The sequence below is a fragment of the Pseudomonas sp. XS1P51 genome (assembly GCF_054897845.1).
Window position 1 is genome coordinate 744,090 of the sequence record NZ_CM142707.1, and the last position, 17,449, is coordinate 761,538.

At 60.7% G+C, this 17,449-nt stretch carries 18 protein-coding genes; 7 read left to right on the forward strand and 11 right to left on the reverse strand.

The annotated features are described in order from the left end of the window. Nucleotides 1-92: 92 nt before the first annotated feature. From ACYZUD_RS03510 to ACYZUD_RS03520, 3 genes are read right to left on the reverse strand one after another with little or no spacing between them, the layout of a single operon-like run. A complete protein-coding gene (locus tag ACYZUD_RS03510) occupies nucleotides 93-1,274 on the reverse strand; it encodes an acetyl-CoA C-acetyltransferase (protein WP_462022628.1) in 1,182 nt (393 codons plus the stop codon). A gap of 11 nt (nucleotides 1,275-1,285) precedes the next feature. Next, nucleotides 1,286-1,951 carry a CoA transferase subunit B gene (locus ACYZUD_RS03515; RefSeq protein ID WP_054051104.1) on the reverse strand — a complete coding sequence of 222 codons (666 nt, stop codon included), beginning with the start codon at nucleotides 1,949-1,951 and terminating at the stop codon, nucleotides 1,286-1,288. Nucleotides 1,952-1,987: 36 nt separating this feature from the next. After that, the gene (locus tag ACYZUD_RS03520; protein WP_462022629.1) at nucleotides 1,988-2,686 is read right to left on the reverse strand and encodes a CoA transferase subunit A; all 699 of its coding nucleotides are present in this window, start codon (nucleotides 2,684-2,686) and stop codon (nucleotides 1,988-1,990) included. Between the two features lie 246 nt (nucleotides 2,687-2,932). On the opposite strand from ACYZUD_RS03520, the gene ACYZUD_RS03525 reads away from it, so the two are divergent. After that, nucleotides 2,933-3,835 (forward strand): LysR substrate-binding domain-containing protein, encoded by a 903-nt coding sequence (locus tag ACYZUD_RS03525; RefSeq protein WP_462022630.1) that lies wholly within the window; start codon nucleotides 2,933-2,935, stop codon nucleotides 3,833-3,835. 122 nt (nucleotides 3,836-3,957) lie between these two features. On the opposite strand, the gene ACYZUD_RS03530 is transcribed toward ACYZUD_RS03525, so the two are convergent. Both ACYZUD_RS03530 and ACYZUD_RS03535 read right to left on the reverse strand, forming a co-directional pair. Continuing rightward, nucleotides 3,958-4,800 carry an NAD-dependent protein deacetylase gene (locus tag ACYZUD_RS03530; protein WP_462022631.1) on the reverse strand — a complete coding sequence of 281 codons (843 nt, stop codon included), beginning with the start codon at nucleotides 4,798-4,800 and terminating at the stop codon, nucleotides 3,958-3,960. Between the two features lie 148 nt (nucleotides 4,801-4,948). After that, the gene (locus ACYZUD_RS03535; protein WP_462022632.1) at nucleotides 4,949-5,995 is read right to left on the reverse strand and encodes a class I SAM-dependent methyltransferase; all 1,047 of its coding nucleotides are present in this window, start codon (nucleotides 5,993-5,995) and stop codon (nucleotides 4,949-4,951) included. A gap of 570 nt (nucleotides 5,996-6,565) precedes the next feature. Between ACYZUD_RS03535 and ACYZUD_RS03540 the strand changes: the two genes are divergently transcribed. The 3 genes from ACYZUD_RS03540 (at nucleotide 6,566) to ACYZUD_RS03550 (ending at nucleotide 9,635) form a co-directional block, all read left to right on the forward strand. Further along, nucleotides 6,566-7,900 (forward strand): acetamidase/formamidase family protein, encoded by a 1,335-nt coding sequence (locus ACYZUD_RS03540; protein WP_462022633.1) that lies wholly within the window; start codon nucleotides 6,566-6,568, stop codon nucleotides 7,898-7,900. A 144-nt stretch (nucleotides 7,901-8,044) separates the two neighbouring features. Then, nucleotides 8,045-8,884, forward strand: coding sequence for an HvfB family MNIO-type RiPP peptide maturase (locus ACYZUD_RS03545; RefSeq protein WP_462022634.1), 840 nt, complete (start codon nucleotides 8,045-8,047; stop codon nucleotides 8,882-8,884). Beyond that, nucleotides 8,877-9,635, forward strand: coding sequence for an HvfC family RiPP maturation protein (locus ACYZUD_RS03550; RefSeq protein WP_462022635.1), 759 nt, complete (start codon nucleotides 8,877-8,879; stop codon nucleotides 9,633-9,635). The genes ACYZUD_RS03545 and ACYZUD_RS03550 overlap by 8 nt, the downstream gene beginning before the upstream one ends. A 128-nt stretch (nucleotides 9,636-9,763) precedes the next feature. Here the strand turns inward: ACYZUD_RS03550 and ACYZUD_RS03555 are convergent, their stop codons facing one another. The 5 genes from ACYZUD_RS03555 to ACYZUD_RS03575 form a co-directional block, all read right to left on the reverse strand. Next, nucleotides 9,764-10,711: a phosphatidate cytidylyltransferase gene (locus ACYZUD_RS03555; RefSeq protein WP_462022636.1), complete on the reverse strand. Its 948-nt coding sequence runs from the start codon at nucleotides 10,709-10,711 to the stop codon at nucleotides 9,764-9,766. Beyond that, nucleotides 10,708-11,307 carry a lysophospholipid acyltransferase family protein gene (locus ACYZUD_RS03560; protein WP_462022637.1) on the reverse strand — a complete coding sequence of 200 codons (600 nt, stop codon included), beginning with the start codon at nucleotides 11,305-11,307 and terminating at the stop codon, nucleotides 10,708-10,710. Before ACYZUD_RS03560 ends, ACYZUD_RS03555 begins: the two co-directional genes overlap by 4 nt. Next, complete coding sequence (locus tag ACYZUD_RS03565) at nucleotides 11,294-11,926, reverse strand: CDP-alcohol phosphatidyltransferase family protein (RefSeq protein ID WP_462022638.1); 633 nt, start codon at nucleotides 11,924-11,926, stop codon at nucleotides 11,294-11,296. The genes ACYZUD_RS03560 and ACYZUD_RS03565 overlap by 14 nt, the downstream gene beginning before the upstream one ends. A gap of 209 nt (nucleotides 11,927-12,135) precedes the next feature. Then, entirely contained in the window at nucleotides 12,136-13,443 is a 1,308-nt protein-coding gene (locus tag ACYZUD_RS03570; RefSeq protein ID WP_462022639.1) for an ATP-binding protein, read from the reverse strand. Beyond that, nucleotides 13,440-14,180 carry a response regulator gene (locus ACYZUD_RS03575; RefSeq protein ID WP_462022640.1) on the reverse strand — a complete coding sequence of 247 codons (741 nt, stop codon included), beginning with the start codon at nucleotides 14,178-14,180 and terminating at the stop codon, nucleotides 13,440-13,442. The genes ACYZUD_RS03570 and ACYZUD_RS03575 overlap by 4 nt, the downstream gene beginning before the upstream one ends. A gap of 305 nt (nucleotides 14,181-14,485) precedes the next feature. Between ACYZUD_RS03575 and ACYZUD_RS03580 the strand changes: the two genes are divergently transcribed. From ACYZUD_RS03580 to ACYZUD_RS03590, 3 genes are all read left to right on the forward strand, one after another. Then, nucleotides 14,486-14,746 (forward strand): DUF2790 domain-containing protein, encoded by a 261-nt coding sequence (locus tag ACYZUD_RS03580; RefSeq protein ID WP_462022641.1) that lies wholly within the window; start codon nucleotides 14,486-14,488, stop codon nucleotides 14,744-14,746. A gap of 48 nt (nucleotides 14,747-14,794) precedes the next feature. After that, complete coding sequence (locus tag ACYZUD_RS03585) at nucleotides 14,795-15,031, forward strand: hypothetical protein (RefSeq protein WP_462022642.1); 237 nt, start codon at nucleotides 14,795-14,797, stop codon at nucleotides 15,029-15,031. Between the two features lie 170 nt (nucleotides 15,032-15,201). Then, complete coding sequence (locus tag ACYZUD_RS03590; protein WP_462022643.1) at nucleotides 15,202-16,431, forward strand: cytochrome c biogenesis protein DipZ; 1,230 nt, start codon at nucleotides 15,202-15,204, stop codon at nucleotides 16,429-16,431. A gap of 13 nt (nucleotides 16,432-16,444) precedes the next feature. Here the strand turns inward: ACYZUD_RS03590 and ACYZUD_RS03595 are convergent, their stop codons facing one another. Beyond that, nucleotides 16,445-17,437 carry an AraC family transcriptional regulator gene (locus ACYZUD_RS03595; protein ID WP_462022644.1) on the reverse strand — a complete coding sequence of 331 codons (993 nt, stop codon included), beginning with the start codon at nucleotides 17,435-17,437 and terminating at the stop codon, nucleotides 16,445-16,447. Between the last annotated feature and the right edge of the window lie 12 nt (nucleotides 17,438-17,449).

Consider the following 17,449-nt stretch of genomic DNA (forward strand, 5'->3'; position numbering starts at 1 on the left):
ATGTAGATGACCCGATGCGACATGAGTCGCACCGGGGATGTTGCCAGACTGCAGCGGATCTTCGTGGGTCCCCGCGCAGTCTGTTGAACGCTTTAGGCCCGTTCGATCGCCAATGCCACGCCCTGACCACCCCCGATGCACAGGGTGGCGAGGCCTTTTTTGGCGTCACGCTTGATCATTTCATGCAGCAACGTCACCAGCACCCGGCAACCCGAGGCACCGATCGGGTGGCCGAGGGCGATAGCACCGCCGTTGACGTTGACCTTGTTCAGGTCCCATTCCAGGTCCTTGGCCACTGCCAGCGATTGTGCGGCGAAGGCTTCGTTGGCTTCGATCAGGTCCAGTTGATCAATGGACCAGCCGGCCTTGTCCAGGCAACGGCGAGTCGCCGATACCGGACCGATGCCCATGATTGCCGGGTCCACGCCCGCGTTGGCGTAAGCAGCGATTTTTGCCAGCACCGGCAGGCCGAGGGCCTTGGCTTTTTCGGCGCTCATCAGGATCACGGCGGCGGCGCCGTCGTTCAGCGACGAGGCGTTACCGGCGGTCACCGAACCGTCCTTTTTGAAGGCCGGTTTCAGTTTGCCCAGAGAGTCGGCGGTGGTGCCGGCCCGTGGCTGTTCGTCAACGTTGAAAGCGACCGGATCGCCCTTACGCTGAGGAATCAGGATCGGCGTGATCTCATCGGCAAAACGCCCGGCTTCGATGGCGGCCGTGGCTTTCTGCTGGGAGGCCGCGGCGAAGGCGTCCTGTTGTTCGCGGGTCAGGTTGTACTTTTCAGTCAGGTTTTCGGCGGTGATACCCATGTGGTAATCGTTGAACGCATCCCACAGGCCGTCGCTGATCATGGTGTCGACGATTTGCGCGTGACCCATGCGCAGGCCGGTGCGGGCACCGGGCATGACGTAGTTGGACAGGCTCATGTTTTCCTGGCCGCCGGCAATGATCACGTCGGCGTCGCCGCAGCGAATCGCCTGGGTGGCCAGGTGCAGGGCCTTGAGGCCCGAGCCGCAAACCTTGTTCAAGGTCATGGCCGGGACAGCGAAGGGCAGGCCGGCCTTGATCGAGGCCTGGCGCGCAGGGTTCTGCCCGGCGCCGGCGGTCAATACCTGGCCCATGATCACTTCATCGACTTCAGCCACGTCCAGGCCGGTTTGCGCGATCAACTGACGGATCACCGCAGCGCCGAGGTCAACGGCAGAAACATTCGCCAGGGCACCCTGAAAACTGCCGATGGCGGTACGGGTGGCGGCGACAATGACGACTTCTTGCATGGAATGATTCCTCACTGAGCAGCGAACTGCATTTCCGGTACATGATCAGGCACGATCAGTTTACCGGCGGTCTTGGCGACGATTTCCTCGACGCTGACGCCCGGTGCACGTTCCTTGAGAATGAACGCGCCGTTTTCGATTTCCAGGTACGCCAGGTCGGTCAACACACGCTTGATGCAACCGGCGCCGGTCAGCGGCAGGCTGCATTTGGACAGGAGCTTGGACTCACCGTCCTTGGACGCGTGGGTCATGATGACGATGATGTTATCTGCGCCGGCCACCAGGTCCATGGCGCCGCCCATGCCCTTGACCAGTTTGCCGGGGATCATCCACGAGGCAATGTTACCTTCAACGTCGACTTCGAAGGCGCCCAGCACGGTCAGGTCGACATGACCACCGCGAATCATCGCGAAGGACTCTGCCGAGGAAAAGATCGACGCGCCGATACGCGCGGTCACAGTTTGCTTGCCGGCGTTGATCATGTCGGCATCGATGGTTTCTTCCGTAGGAAAGGGGCCCATGCCCAGCAGGCCGTTTTCCGACTGCAGCATGACTTCCATGCCTTCGGGGATGTAGTTGGCAACGAGGGTCGGGATGCCGATGCCCAGGTTCACGTAAAAGCCGTCCTGCATTTCGCGGGCGACGCGCTGAGCCATTTGTTCGCGGGAAAGTGCCATTGTTGTTTTTCCTTCATTCGGTCCAGGGGCAGGGGATCACTTACGCACGGTGCGCTGTTCGATGCGCTTCTCGAACGTGCCGCAAATGACCCGGTCGACGTAGATGCCAGGGGTGTGGATCTGCGACGGGTCCAGCTCGCCGGGCTCGACGATTTCTTCGACTTCGACCACGGTGATCTTGCCGGCAGTGGCGGCCAGCGGGTTGAAGTTCTGGGCGGTGTGGCGATAGATCACGTTGCCGAAATGGTCGGCTTTCCAGCCTTTGACGATGGCGAAGTCACCGGTGATGGACTCTTCCATCAGGTACTTGCGGCCATGGAATTCGCGTACTTCCTTGCCTTCGGCGACCGGGGTGCCGACGCCGGTGGCGGTGAAGAACGCCGGGATGCCAGCGCCGCCAGCGCGCATTTTTTCGGCGAGGGTGCCTTGGGGCGTCAGGACCACTTCGATTGCGCCGCTGAGCAGTTGCTCCTCGAACATTTTGTTCTCGCCGACGTAGGACGCGACGACCTTGCGGATCTGCCGGTCTTCCAGCAGCACGCCGAGGCCGAAACCGTCGACGCCGCAGTTGTTGGAAACCACGGTGAGGTCACGCGTGCCTTTGCGCTTGATTTCGGCGATGAGGTTTTCCGGGATCCCGCACAGACCGAAGCCGCCGGCGATCACCGTCATGCCGTCTTCAAGACCTGCCAGAGCTTCCTCATAGGAACTCACGCGCTTGTCGAAACCTGCCATATGCACCTCTTTTATTCTTTGTGGGCGGCTGGCTAGCCGTATGGGGGTTGAGTGTCTCGCCGGAGTATTGATTTGTTAAGTTGATTTTTAAGGTTGATTAATAGATAAAACTCACCAATGTAGGAGCTGCCGAAGGCTGCGATCTTTTGATTCTGAATTTCAACAGCCTTGAAATTGCCAACATCAAAAGATCGCAGCCTTCGGCAGCTCCTACACCGAATGCGTATTACGTTGGAGACACCGGTCATGACAGTCAAGCAGATCCGCGCGTTCCTGGCCGTGGCCCAGAGTCTGAGTTTTGCCGTGGCCTGCGAGCGGTTGCACCTGTCGCAATCGGCGTTGAGCCTGACCATCAAGGCCCTGGAGGAGGGCCTGGGCGGGCGACTCTTCACCCGCAACACCCGCAACGTGGCGCTGACGCCCGAGGGCGAATCGCTGCTGCCGCTGGCCCGTCGACTGATTGCTGATTGGGACAATGCCGAGGATGAACTGCGTCAACGCTTCACCCTCCAGCGCGGGCGCGTGACCCTGGCGGCGATGCCGTCGTTTGCCGGCAACCTGCTGCCGCCGATCCTCAAGACTTTCCGCGCTCGTTACCCAAAGGTCAACGTCACGGTGAATGACGTGATCAACGAGCAAGTGCTGGAAATGGTGCGTGATCGTCAGGTGGAACTGGGGGTGGCGTTTGAACCGACGCAGAGTTCGTCGCTGGAATTCACGCCGCTGTACATGGACCGGTTTGTGGCGGTGGTGCCCCATGATTCGGTCTTCGCCGACCTGGGCGACATCGACTGGCAGACATTGCTCAAGGAGCCGTTCATCACCTTGCAGCGACCGTCGACGGTGCGGGTGATGCTGGAAGAGCACTTGCAGGCGCGGGGGATGAAATTGCCGGTGGAGTTTGAAAGCCATCAGTTGGCGACGGTCGGAAGGATGGTCGCCAGCGGATTGGGGGTGAGCGCGGTGCCGGCCTTGTGCGCCGGGCAGATGCGGGAGCTGGGCGCGCGTTGCATTACCCTGCGCGACCCGGTGGTGGAACGGGCGATCGGGGTGCTGACCAAGCCTGGGGTGGAACTGTCGGCAGCGGCGCAGGCGTTGTTCGATATTCTCAAGGAAGAAAACTTCGGCCAACAAATGTCGGTGCACTGAGCGCGGTCACCTGTGGGAGCGAGCCTGATCGCGATGAGGCCGGCACATTCAGCAGTGATGTTGCCTGGTATATCGCCATCGCGAGCAGGCTCGCTCCCACAGGGTTTGGGTTTCTTCAGTTGCTAAGTGGTCAGGTGTTGAGCCAGTAATGGCAGCAACCGCTCGCACGAAGCCTCAATCTTCAGATCCAGGATGTCATCTGCCCGCGTATTGCCCAGATTGATCGCCATTAACGGCTTCCCCTGATCCGCCATCGCCCGGCACAACCGAAACGCCGAATACGCCATCAGCGAAGACCCGACCACCAGCAACCCCGCAGCCTTTTCCACGGCTGCCATCGCCTTGGCCGCCGTCGCCTGCGCTACGTTCTCGCCAAAAAACACCACATCCGGTTTCATCCGCTCGCCTGCGCAATGCGGGCAATGCGGCACCTGAAAGCGCGCTTCGAATGCCGGGTCGAGCAAGGTATCGCCATCCGGCGCCTGTACCGCATCGACGCCGGCCAGGTAAGGATTCTGTGCTTCCATCAGTTGCTGGATCGAATCCCGCTCGCTGCGCTGCCCGCAGTCCAGGCACAGCACCCGGTGCAAGCTGCCGTGGAGTTCGATCACGTCGTGGCTGCCGGCCTGGTCGTGCAAGGTATCGACGTTCTGGGTGATCAATCCGCTGATCTGCTGCGAACTTTGCAGGCTGGCCAAGGCTTCGTGAGCCACGTTCGGCTGAGCCTGACGCACCCGCGGCCAGCCAAGCATCGCCCGCGCCCAATAGCGGCGCCGGGATTCGGGGGCGCAGAGAAACTCCTGATACATCATCGGTTGCCGGCCACGGCGCACGCCCTGGTTGTCGCGGTGGTCCGGAATGCCCGACGGGGTGCTGATGCCGGCGCCGGTCAGGACCACAAACGGTTGATCGGCCATCAGCTGCTGGAGCCGGTCGAGTTGTTCGCGGATGAGACTGTCGAGCATGTTCAACACTCCGGTGGGCCTGTAGGAGCTGCCGCAGGCTGCGATCTTTTGATCTTCAGCGATTTAAGCATCGTCAAATCAAGATCAAAAGATCGCAGCCTGCGGCAGCTCCTACAGTAAGCCGTTCGCAGTCAGCGGTCACCGGTGATTATTTACGCGCCTCCAGAATCAGGTTGAACGGCGTTTCCGTGGCCCGACGGAACGTCTTGAAGCCCGCCTCGGTGAACACTTTGCGCAACCGCGCCTCGCCAGCCTGGGCGCCGAGCCCGAGGCCGACCTCCTGGGACAGCGAGTTCGGGGTGCAGATGAACGTCGAGGCGGCGTAGAACAGCCGGCCCACGGGGGTGACGTTGTCGTCGAGCGAGTCATTGGCGAACGGTTCCACCAGCAGCACCGTGCCGTCCGGTTTCAGCGAGTCATAGGCATGGCGCGCCGCACCCACCGGGTCGCCCATGTCATGCAGGCAGTCGAAGTAGCAGACCAGGTCATAGTCGTCACCGGGGTAGCTTTTTGCGGTGCCCTGGAAGAATCGCGCTCGCCCGGACACGCCTCCTTCTTCGGCGCGCTGGGTGGCGACGGTGACGGAGGGGGCGTGGTAGTCGAACCCGACGAATCGCGAAATCGGGAACGCCTGGGCCATGATCACGGTTGACGCACCATGCCCGCAGCCGATGTCCGCCACTTTGGCGCCAGCCTCCAGTTTGGCAACCACGCCTTCGAGGGCCGGCAGCCATTCGGCAACCAGGTGCGCTTTATACCCTGGCCGGAAGAACCGCTCCGTGCCATTGAACATGCACGGATGGTGATCGCCCCAGGGCAGGGCACCGTCGCCGCGCATGGCTTTGACCAGTTTGTCCTTGTCATGGAAAAACGACGCGACCACCCCGACACCGCCCGCCACATAGACCGGTGAGTCTTCGATTGCCAGCGCCAGGGCCTGCTCTTCGGGCAGGCGGAACTGGCCGTCGCGGTGTTCCATGTAACCGGAGGCGGCGTGGGCGCTGAGCCATTCGCGCAGCAGGCGGGTGTTGCAGCCGGTCTTGTCGGCGAGTGTTTCAGGGGTGATCGGTTGACTGTCGGCCATGGCCCGATACAGTCCCAGCTCTTCGCCGAGGATGACGTTGGCGAGCATCGCCGCGCCACCCATGTCGTTCACCAGTTTGCCCATGAAATCATTGAGTCTGGCCTCGTCCATCACGTGTGCTCCTTCAGCAGGATCACGGTCCAGAGGCGCCGTTTTTCGAGGTTTTCAGCCCTGGGCGGTGGTCGTGGGAATGATCAGGACGATAAGCCCGTCCTGCGTGCGTTAAGTTTAGTCCGGGGGCCGTGCAGCGCAGGCTGGAGCGACGAAAGTCCCTGTGGGCCAAATCTCCCTGCCTACACCGGACCCTGTGGGAGCGAGCCTGCTCGCGATGAGGCCGGCACATTCACCATTGATGTTGACTGTCACACCGCCATCGCGAGCAGGCTCGCTCCCACAGGGTATGGGTGGTGGTTTGGAGTTTGTAGGCTTGATCGACTTGATACAGCAGCGCACCGTTACCAGTGGTACCGCGTGTATCCCACTGTATCTAACCCCCTTCTCGATACAGAGCCTCCCACTTCGAGGCACTGCCGAACACAGACGAGATACAAACCTGCGATGAACTGCGAAGGCTGTTTGGCGCCCCGGAAACGGGCCGCCAACGTCACTTCATGGTCGCCGCAGCAGGCGGCCGTTTCCCTCCTGATACCGTTCCGCAGCTGCTGCGGACAAGGGGACACAATGACAACGCTCCTGTCTGAACCTGCCTTGAAACCCTCTCCCGTGGATCGGCTGCGCGTCGACCATTACACCAGCGGCATCATCGGCCCGAGCCAGCCGATGCTGGGTCCGCTGGCCGACGGAGGTACCCTGATCACCGGCACGCCGCCGGGCTGCTGGGGGCCGATGATCACGCCGGTTTTCGAAGGGGGGCATGAAGTGACACAACCGGTGGCGATTGCCGGTGCCGAAGTCGGCGACGCCGTGGCGATCAAGATCAAAAGCATGCGCGTCACGTCGCTGGCCACCTCGTCTGGGGTGATGAGCTTCGTGGAAGGTCGCTATCACGGCGATCCGTTCGTCTCCAAATTCTGCTCCAAGTGCGGCACCGAACACCCGGCAAGCTATGTCGAAGGCATCGGCGAGAACTCGATTCGCTGCAACAACTGCGGCGCCGAGGTCAGTGCCTTTCGCTTCAGCCACGGCTATGTGATCGTGTTCGATGCGCAGAATCAGGTCAGCCTGACGGTCAATCAGGACATCGCCAATCAACTGGCCGGCAAGGCCTCCGAGATGTCGGCACTGCCGGAATTCGCGGCCCAGCATTCGATCCTGTCCCTGGCCCGCGCCGACATTCCAGGCGTGGCCGCGCACATGCGGCCGTTCCTCGGCAACATCGGCACCACGCCGTCCCGGGACTTGCCCGACTCGCACAACTGCGCGGATTTCGGCCAGTACCTGATCGGCGCGCCACACCGTTTCGGCATGACCCGAGAGGAACTGCACGCGGCCAAGACCGACGGTCACATGGACACCAACTCGATCCGCGAAGGCTGTGTCTTGATCTGCCCGGTCAAGGTGCCGGGGGCAGGGGTGTACATGGGCGATATGCACGCCCAGCAAGGCAACGGCGAGATCGCCGGGCACGCCACCGATTGCTCCGGGGAAACCGAAGTGCAGGTGCAAGTCATCAAGCACCTGACGCTGAAAGGACCGATCCTGCTGCAAAACCTCGACGACTTGCCGCCGATGGCCCGCCCGATGAATGCCGAGCAACGTCAGAAAGTCCGCGAGCTGGGCGAGCGCTGGGGCCAGACCGAGATCGAGCAAAGCGGCCCGATCACCTTCATCGGCAGCGGCAAGAACCTCAATGTGGCCGTGGAGAACGGCTTGAAGCGCGCCGCTTCGGTCACCGGTCTGCCGTATGACGAAGTGCTCAACCGCGCCACCATCACCGGCTCGATCGACATCAGCCGCTTGCCGGGCACCGTGCGTGTGACGTTCCTGTGCCCGATGAACGTGCTCGATCGCATCGGTATCGGTCATCTGGTGCGCGAGAAGTACGACTTGGCGTAAGGCTATCCAACGGGTCTGTACCAAAGTGTGTACAGACCCGCTGGCGATACAACCGCTGCGGTTTTCTGCCGGAGCGGAACACAGACCCGATACACCGCTTCGGTTAACTGTGAGTCCGTTCTGGCAACCCTTGAGATCGACATCATGCAGACCTCCCTCACATCAACGAAGGCCACCGTCGGGCTCGGCCTGCGTCGCGGTTTAATGAAAGACCTTCAAGCTGCCCGTGTGGGCGATTTCGACTTCCTGGAAGTTGCGCCGGAGAACTGGATCGGCATCGGCGGTGCCCATGGCGCGGCGCTACGGGCGCTGGCCGAGCGTTATCCGTTGTCCTGTCACGGCTTGTCCCTGTCGTTGGGCGGGCCGGCACCGCTGGATGTCGGGTTTCTCCAGGAAGTCCGGGTTTTTCTCGATCAATACAACGTGCCGCTGTACAGCGAACATTTGAGCTATTGCAGCGATGACGGTCACCTTTACGACCTGCTGCCGTTGCCCTTTACCGAAGAAGCGGTGCATCACGTTGCCGCGCGAATTCGCCAGTCCCAGGACATTCTCGGTCGGCGTCTGGCGGTGGAAAACGTCTCCTACTACGCCGCGCCACAGCAGGACATGGACGAGCTGACGTTCACCAACGCGGTGTTGCGCGAAGCCGATTGCGACCTGCTGCTGGACGTCAACAACGTGTACGTCAACTCGATCAACCACGGTTTCGATCCGCAAACGTTTCTGGCGGGCATCGACTCGGGCCGGGTGGTCGCGATACATGTGGCCGGGCACTTCGATGAGTCGGATACGTTGAAAATCGACACCCATGGCGCCTCGGTGAAACCGGTGGTCTGGTCGTTGCTGGCCGAGGCCTATGCCCGGTTCGGCGCGCAACCGACGCTGCTGGAGCGGGACTTCAATTTTCCGGCGTTCGCGGAACTGGTCGCTGAATTGCAGACCATTCGCCGTCTGCAAGCCGAGGGGGTGAACCGTGGATAAGCCAGGCCTGTTTCAGCAGCAGAACACACTGGGTCTTTACCTGCGCGACCCCGATCACTGCACGCCGCCGGCCGGGATGAATGTGGCGCGGGCCGAGGTTTACCGCGACCTGATTTTCGCGAATCTGTCGTCGCTGCTCAGCGGCACCTTTCCCGTGTTGATCAAGATTCTGGGCGATGAGCACTGGCGTTCGCTGGTGCGGATCTTCCTGCGGGACTACCGCGCGCGCACGCCGAAATTCGGCGAGATCGCCAGGGAGTTTGTCGAGTTCCTGGCGTCGCAACCGTCAGCGTTGAGCGAAGGGCCGTGGCCGCCGTTCATGGTGGAGCTGGCGCATTACGAGTGGATCGAGATGGTGCTGCAACAGTCCGAGGCCGAGCCGTTGGCATCGAGTGATGTCGGGTTACTGCTGGATCGATCGTTGCAGGTTTCGCCGCTGGCCTGGCCGTTGGCGTATGCGTGGCCGGTGCAGTTGATAGGGCCGGATTATCGACCTGAAGCACCACCGGCTCAGCCGACATTGTTGTTGGTGCGTCGGTCGGAGGATTGGAGTGTGAAATTTTCCGAGCTGAGCCCGTTGGCGTGGCGCTTGTTGCAGTGGATCGAGGAATTTCCCGAACTGAACGGGCGCGAGCAGTTGGAAGGATTGGCAGTGGAGGCGGGTAGCGCCGGGTCGCCGGAGTTTATGGAGAGTGGTGCGGCGTTGTTGCGGCAGATGCATGGGGAAGGGGTGGTCGGCGTAACCACCTGACCAAACGCCATCCCCCCTGTGGGAGCGAGTCTGCTCGCGATGAGGCCAGCACATCCAATACTGATGTTGACTGACACACCTTCATCGCGAGCAGGCTCGCTCCACAGTAGGTTGGTGGTGCCCGTTCTTTACTGTGCGGAGAAGAAGTACCGCGTCAGGTGAAAGAAGATCGGCGCCGCGAAACAAATCGAGTCCATCCGGTCGAGCATTCCGCCGTGCCCCTTGATCATCGTTCCCCAGTCCTTGGCGCTCAGGCTGCGTTTGATCGCCGACATGACCAGGCCACCCAGAAAACCCATGACCACGATGACGAAGGACATCATCAGCGACTGCCAGAAACTGAAGGGCGTCATCCAGAACATGCAACCGCCAATCAGCGTTGCAGACAGGCCACCACCGACCAGACCTTCCACGGTTTTCGACGGACTCACCAGCGGCGCAACTTTGTGCTTGCCAAAGAGCTTCCCGAACACGTACTGCAACACATCACTCAACTGAACGACAAACACCAGGTAAAACAGCAGCAGTGCGTTTTGCCCCTGGAACCCTTCCAGGTCCAGGAGCAACAGCGCGGGCGCGTGGCTGATGCAGTAGATGCAAATCATCACGCCCCACTGGATCTTTGCCGTTCTTTCCAGAAAGCCTTCCGTGTCCTGACTCAGCACCGCAATGGCCGGTAACAGCAGGAACGCGTACACCGGAATCAGCAACGTGAACATCGAATACCAGTGAGTGCCGATCAGCACATATTGCAGCGGAATCAGGATGAAAAACGCCGAGAACAGCGCGTTGTGATCGCCTGGTTTTGTCGGGGTCAGCGTAATGAATTCCCGGAGCGCGAACAGTGAGATGAAGCCAAAGAGCACGACCGTTGCGTTGCCGCCAAGCTGGTAGGACACGAAGAAGATGATCACCATCCCCCACCAGGCATTCACTCGCTGATTCAGGTTTTCGATGGTCGAGACCGAGCTTTCCGTTTTTGCTCGCCTGGCCAGTAGCCGGCCAATGAGTGAAGCAATTGCCAGCAGGCAGGCGATTGCAAAAAAGAACCACAAGAACTTGTCTTCAAGACTCATTTCGACAACCTCACAATCGCATCACGCGCCCGCTCCAGGAACAGCTGTTTTTCCTCGCCGGCAATCCTTTCCATCGGGTTGCCGATCCGGATCGTGCAGATAATGGGCAGCGGGACGTGTTTGCCTTTAGGCATGGAGCGATGCAGGTTTTCCAGATAGATGGGCACCAGGTCGACATCGGGGAAGGTTTCGCTCAGTCGATACAACCCCGATTTGAATGCCCCGGGCAACGCTTGGGAGGATCGCGTGCCTTCTGGAAAAATGATGATCGAATGGCCGGCCCGTACGACATCGAAAATAGGTTCCAGAACGTTTTGACCGGGCGCCGGGTTACGTTCGATCAGCACGGCATTGAGCCCTTTCTGGGAGATGTACGACAGAAACCTGTTTTTGCCCCAGTAATCGGCAGCGGCGACCGGCTTCACATTCTTTCTGGCTTCGGGGGGCAGGGCGGCGATGATTGCCAGCGTGTCCATATGACTGGTGTGATTGGCGAAATAGATGCGCTGGCGCGTGAGATCCGGCGGGCTCTCCCACCTGGCCGTGACACCGATGAGGAATCGAAGAACAGAAATCAGCGCATTACTGATCCACATGGTTGGCATCCTTCAGTTGCCTGGCGATTGCCAGCGTTCGCGTGACGCAGGTGGCGACTGATCCAATGGCAATGATAGCCAGCGATACCCAAAGCACGTAGTGACTGCCATAAATGCTGGTTTCGACGGCATTCACCAGCAGCGCTGCCGTCATCACGGCCATCCGGTGCTGCTTGGCCATGGGGCCGATAAAGTTCTGCTTGAGACCGATCGAACCGCCAAACACCCGGACGTAAGCCGTCAGTGCAGCGGCCAGGGCGGCAAACCATCCGAGGTCCGAATACCCGATGGCATACCCGAGCCCGACGATCAGCAGACTGTCGGCAATCCGGTCCGGGAATTCGTTGTAGAGACTGCCGATGTCGGATTGCTTGCCGCCCTCAATCGCCACCATCCCGTCGAAGAGATTGCACAGCAGGCGCAACTGAATGCCGACAGCGCAGAAGATCGATCCAATGACGCCGTTATCAATGTTGAGCGCCACGATGCCAGCCAGCGCGAAGGCGATGCTGGCGACGGAGATCTGATTGGGGGAGATGTCTCTTTTTACCAGGATTTCGGTGATGCGCTTTGCCCAGCCCGCAGAGCGGGTCTTGATGGGTCTTCTGTTTTCATCCATTCGCCAATGTCCATATCAAAGATGAGTTACTGCTGGTTGCACTCCGCAAGTCGATTGGGTGCGTCCGACAATATAGAGGCTTTCCTTGGCTGTATGCCGCTCAGTTTAGCTTCCTGTAGGAGCGAGCTTGCTCGCGATGGACTTAATAGCGACGCGATTATTCAGAACAAGCGCATTATCGTTGACGTCCATCGCGAGCAAGCTCGCTCCTACGCAGATCGGGTCGGCAACTTGAGCTCCGCACACAACCCGCCGCCCTCACGATTACTCAACGTCAACGACCCGCCAATCGCCAGCGCCAATTGCTGCGCAATCGCCAGGCCCAACCCGGTCCCGCCGGTGCTGCGGTTGCGCGAGTTTTCGACGCGGTAGAACGGTTCCATCACATGGGCCAGTTCCTCCTCGGCAATCCCGGGGCCGCGGTCCATCACCTTGACCGACAAGCTGCCATCGGCCTTTGATTCCACCCGCAATTCGGCGGCTCCGGCGAATTTGAGCGCATTGTCCGTGAGGTTCACCAACACCCGTCGTAACGCATGCGGCCGGGTATCGATGACCGCGTCGCTTTTGCCGCCGAGCTGAACGTCCTTGCCCATGTCCTGATAGTCGAACACCAGGCTGTCGAGGAATGAATCCAGATCGGTGCGACGGCTCTCTTCGGTGGCGCCGTGGATGCTGCGGGCATACGCCACGCCTTCGCGCACCAGGTGTTCTATCTCGCCAAGGTCGTTCCAGAGTTTGTCTTTCTCGTTGGAGTCGTCCATGAATTCGGCGCGCAGTTTCATGCGGGTAATCGGGGTTTGCAGGTCGTGGGAAATGGCCGCCAGCAGTTGCATGCGCTCTTTCAGGTAGGCGGCAATGCGCGCCTGCATGGCATTGAACGCCATGGCGGCATGGGCGACTTCGGTCGGGCCTTTTTCATCCAGATGCACCGCGTGGGTGTTGGGGTCCAGGGTCTCCACGGCTTGGGCGAGGCGGGTGAGGGGGCGGATGGCGATTCTGACCGCCAGCCAGGTGCAAATAATCATCAGCGCCAATTGGCCCAGCAACACGATGGGCAACCACGGCGACAACGGCAACATCGCCGGCCGCACGTCGATGGTCACCGGGCTGCCGTCCGCCAGCTTCAGGTGCACCTGGAAGTGCTTCTGCGGCCCGGGAATGTCCGTCACGGTCATCGGGTAATCCTTGCCGATGGCGTCTTTGATCGAGGTCATCGCGATGGGTGTATCGCTCATCGCCGTGCCCGGCGAGCCCTCACTTAGCAAATAGTGGTAATTGCGGCGGTCCAGTTGTTTCAACCAACTCATGCGTTCGTCGGCCGGCAAGCGGTCGAGGATGGCGATGGACGTCGAGACGTCGGTTTCCAGATTGCCCAGCATGGTGTTTTTCGCGCTTTCATAACGCTCGTAGTACTGCGCGCCGAAGGACAGCGCCTGCGCGAGGATCAGGCAGATCAGGAAGATCAGCGACAACCGCGAGGCGAGGGTGCGAGGCCAGCGCATCGAGAGCTTCATGATGGCGCACCAAGAACTTCCACCGGCAGGGAGAACACATAACCTTCGCTGCGGACGGTCTTGATGTAGGCCGGTTCCCGCGCATCGTCCAACAAGCGTTGACGCAAGCGGCTGACCAGCAAGTCGATGGAGCGGTCGAACAGGTCGGCGTCGCGGCCCTGGGTCAGGTTCAGCAGTTGGTCGCGATTGAGTACCCGCTGGGGATGATCGAGGAACACCCGCAGCAGGCGATATTCCGCCCCGCTGAGCGCGACCATGGTGCCGTCGGTATCGAGCAAATGCCGGGCCGAGGTGTCCAGGCGCCAGCGACCGAAGGCGAGCAGACGACCGCTTTCGGTGACCACCAGGTTCGGCGGCAGCATTCGCGTGCGACGCAGCACGGCGTTGATCCGTGCCAGCAACTCGCGGGCGGCGAACGGCTTGACCAGGTAATCGTCGGCGCCCATTTCGAGGCCGATGATGCGGTCGGTTTCATCGTTGCGGGCGGTGAGCATCAGCACCGGGGTGGCTTTGTGTTTGCCGGCGCGGATCTCGCGGCAGAGCATCAGCCCGTCGTCGCCCGGCATCATGATGTCGAGCACGATCAGGTCCACCGGCGTGGACTCCAGGAAAGCGCGCATTTGTCGCCCATCGGCGACGACGGTGGTGCGCAGGCCGTTCTTCTTCAGGTAGTTGCCTACCAGCTCTCGAATCTCGCGGTCATCGTCCACGATGAGAATGTGATCGACGTGTTCCATTGGGCCAAGCCTCTGTAGATGGGGGTTGTCGTGCAGTCTATCGAGCCTTGGCCCGCTCGCCCGCAGCCCTTTGTATTGCAGTGTATCTGGCGTGTCGGCGGATACATGCAGACGCAAAAACGTGATTTTTTGGTGGTTTTGTATCGCTGTGTATCAGGACCCGTCTTTGATACGTACCGATTTACACGCGCCTGTTTTCGACACAGACGGGATACCTCGGGGGCTTCTAATAGGTTCCATCGAGGCAAGCCAAGACGCCTCGGCCCAATAAACGATTGACCTATTGAAGCCTTGAGGAAACCACCATGAATACTAAAGCCGTCTACGCCGCTTGCCTGTTTGCCGCACTGAATATCTGCACCTTGTCGGCCCGCGCCGAAGCAGACATCACCCCTAAAACCTACACCTACGGCTCGCACCTGGACATCAAGAAAGTGGTGTCGTTGAAACAGGACGCCACGACTTCCTGCGGGATTGTGGATGCCCAGCTGACCTACCTGGATTCCCAGAACAAAACCCAGGTCCTGGACTACCGCAAATTTGCTGACTGCAACTCAGACAACTGAGTGCTTCGCTCGCCCAATGCCCATCCCATTTGAAACAGGAAGAACATCATGAACAACGTAACCCGCTTCTTGACCGCCGCAGCCTTCGCCCTTGCCGGCGCCGCCGCCCATGCCAACGCCGCCGCCCATGCCAACGCCGCCGTGGAACAAAACACCTGCGGCAGCAGCACCTGCTTCCAGCTGACCCCGGTGAACGAGCAGGGCGCCAACGCCTTCCTGGCCCAGGACGGTTCGAGCCGTACGCCGCAAGGTCAGTTGGTTGCAGCCGATGACCAAACGGCCTGAAGCCAGACACTGTTTCTGTAAACACCACGGTTCCAGTGTGGGAGCGAGCCTGCTCGCGATGACGGACTGTCAGTCGACATCAATGTTGAATGTACCGGCCTCATCGCGAGCAGGCCCGCTCCCACAGGGGACGTGTGTTAACCGCCACCCCCGTATTTCAAGGTGATCCCATGTTACTCATCGCATTCCTGGGCGGCATACTGACCGTCCTCAGCCCCTGCATCCTCCCGGTCGTGCCGTTCCTGTTCGCCGGTGTCGACCGCACGCGGTCTTCGATCCTGCTCACCCTCGGCGGCATGGTCCTGACCTTCGCCCTGATCTCCAGCCTGGCCGTGGTCAGCAGCGAGTGGGTGGTTCAAGCCAACAACACCGGTCGCCATGTGGCCCTGATCGTGATGGCGCTGTTCGCCCTGTCGCTGATTTCCGCGCGGATCGGTGGCTGGCTGGCCCGTCCATTCGTATTGCTCGGCAACCGCCTGGATCCGGACACTCGCAAAATGTCCGGCCCGCTGGGTTCGATCATGATCGGCGTCGCCACCGGCCTGCTCTGGGCGCCGTGCGCCGGGCCGATCCTCGGCGTGATCCTCACCAGCGCCATGCTGCAAGGCGCCAACGCCCAAACCAGTCTGTTGCTGGTGGCGTACGGCTTGGGCAGTGCGTTGTCCCTGGGCACCCTGATCTTCGCCGGTCGCGGCCTGGTCAATCGTTTGAAGTCGTCGATCCCGGTCACCGGTTGGCTGCGTCGTGGTGCCGGTGTTGCTGTATTGGCCGCTGCGGCGGTGATTTCCACCGGTGCCGACAAAACACTGCTGGCTGGCACCTCGTCCGAAGGCGTCAGCAGCCTCGAGAAAGGCGTGCTGGAAACCGTACCGAAAGTCGTCGATTACTTCGTCAGCAAGGTCAAGGCTGACTCGTCGATGGATAACGCCCAAGGCGCGATGCCGTCGATTTCCGGTGCCGTCGAATGGATCAACTCACCAGCGCTGACCAACGAATCCCTGAAAGGCAAAGTGGTACTGGTGGACTTCTGGACCTACGACTGTATCAACTGCCAGCACACCCTGCCTTACGTGAAGGACTGGGCGAAGAAATACGAGAAGGATGGCTTGGTGGTCATCGGCGTCCACACCCCTGAATACGGTTTCGAACGCATCATCGACAACGTCAAGGATCAGGTGAAAAAGCTCGGCATCACTTACCCGGTGGCCATCGACAACAACTATGCGATCTGGCGCAACTTCGACAACCAGTACTGGCCCGCTCACTACCTGATCGACGCCAAGGGGCAGGTGCGTTTCACCCACTTTGGTGAAGGCCGCTACGAGACTCAGGAGAAGATGATTCAGCAGTTGCTGGAAGAGGCCAAGGCCGACGCCAAAGCCCCAACTCCTGCCGCGTAAGTAAATCGATGGATCAATGGCTCACAGGCACCGCGCCGTGGGCCATTGTTTTTTTCTCCTGACTGCGCCGCCATGCCGCCGGTGGCGCCCCGAACTCTCGCCGAAACGCCCGACTGAACGCCGTGTCGGTCTGGTAGCCCACCTCTTCGGCAATCCGCAATAATGAACTGTTACTGCTGCGTAACAGATTAGCCGCGAGCAACATGCGCCATTGCGTCAGGTACTGCATCGGCGAAATCCCCACCAGTTGCTGAAAGCGTTCCGCCAACACTGATCTTGACGTGCCGGCGGTGCGCGCCAGTTCATCCAGGGACCAGGCGTGACACGGTTTTTTGTGCAACGCATTCAGGGCGGCACCGACAATCCGGTCGCCCACGCCTGCCAGCCAACCGGTGCGGCCTTCACCCTGTTCGTGCATATACAGGCGCAACACCTCGATGAACAACACCTCGGCCAGTTTCGCCAGCACCCCTTCGCCGCCGGGGCGAGGCGAGCGTGCTTCGGCCAGCGCATAACGCACCGAAGATTCCAGCCAGATCCCGGCGTTCGAGCCGCGCACATTGACCCGCACCACGGCCGGCAACCCCGTCAGCAACATGCCCGCCAATCGTGTGTCGCACGCCAGATAACCGCACACCAGGCGCGTGACCGCGCCGCCACCGCCATAACTCAACTGCCGGGGACGGCGCGACAGCACCACATCCAGTCGCGCACCGGTGGCGGGTGCGAGTCCGGGGGCTGAGCCCATGCGATGGGCATCACCCTGCGGGAACACCACCACGTCACCTGCCGTCAGGAGTAGGGGTGGCTCATCACCCAGTTCGACGTAACACCCGCCTTCGGTGATCAAGTGAAAGATCACCACCCGTTCGGCGCCGGGCTCCAGGAACGGCGCTGCGGTGTCGGCGCTGGGTGATTGGTAGCACCAGGGTGCGGTGAACCTGGCATTGATGAAGATCGCGCCGACCAGGCGGACGACGCGCAGGGTCTGGGACAGGGCGTCCATGGTGGTGTTCCC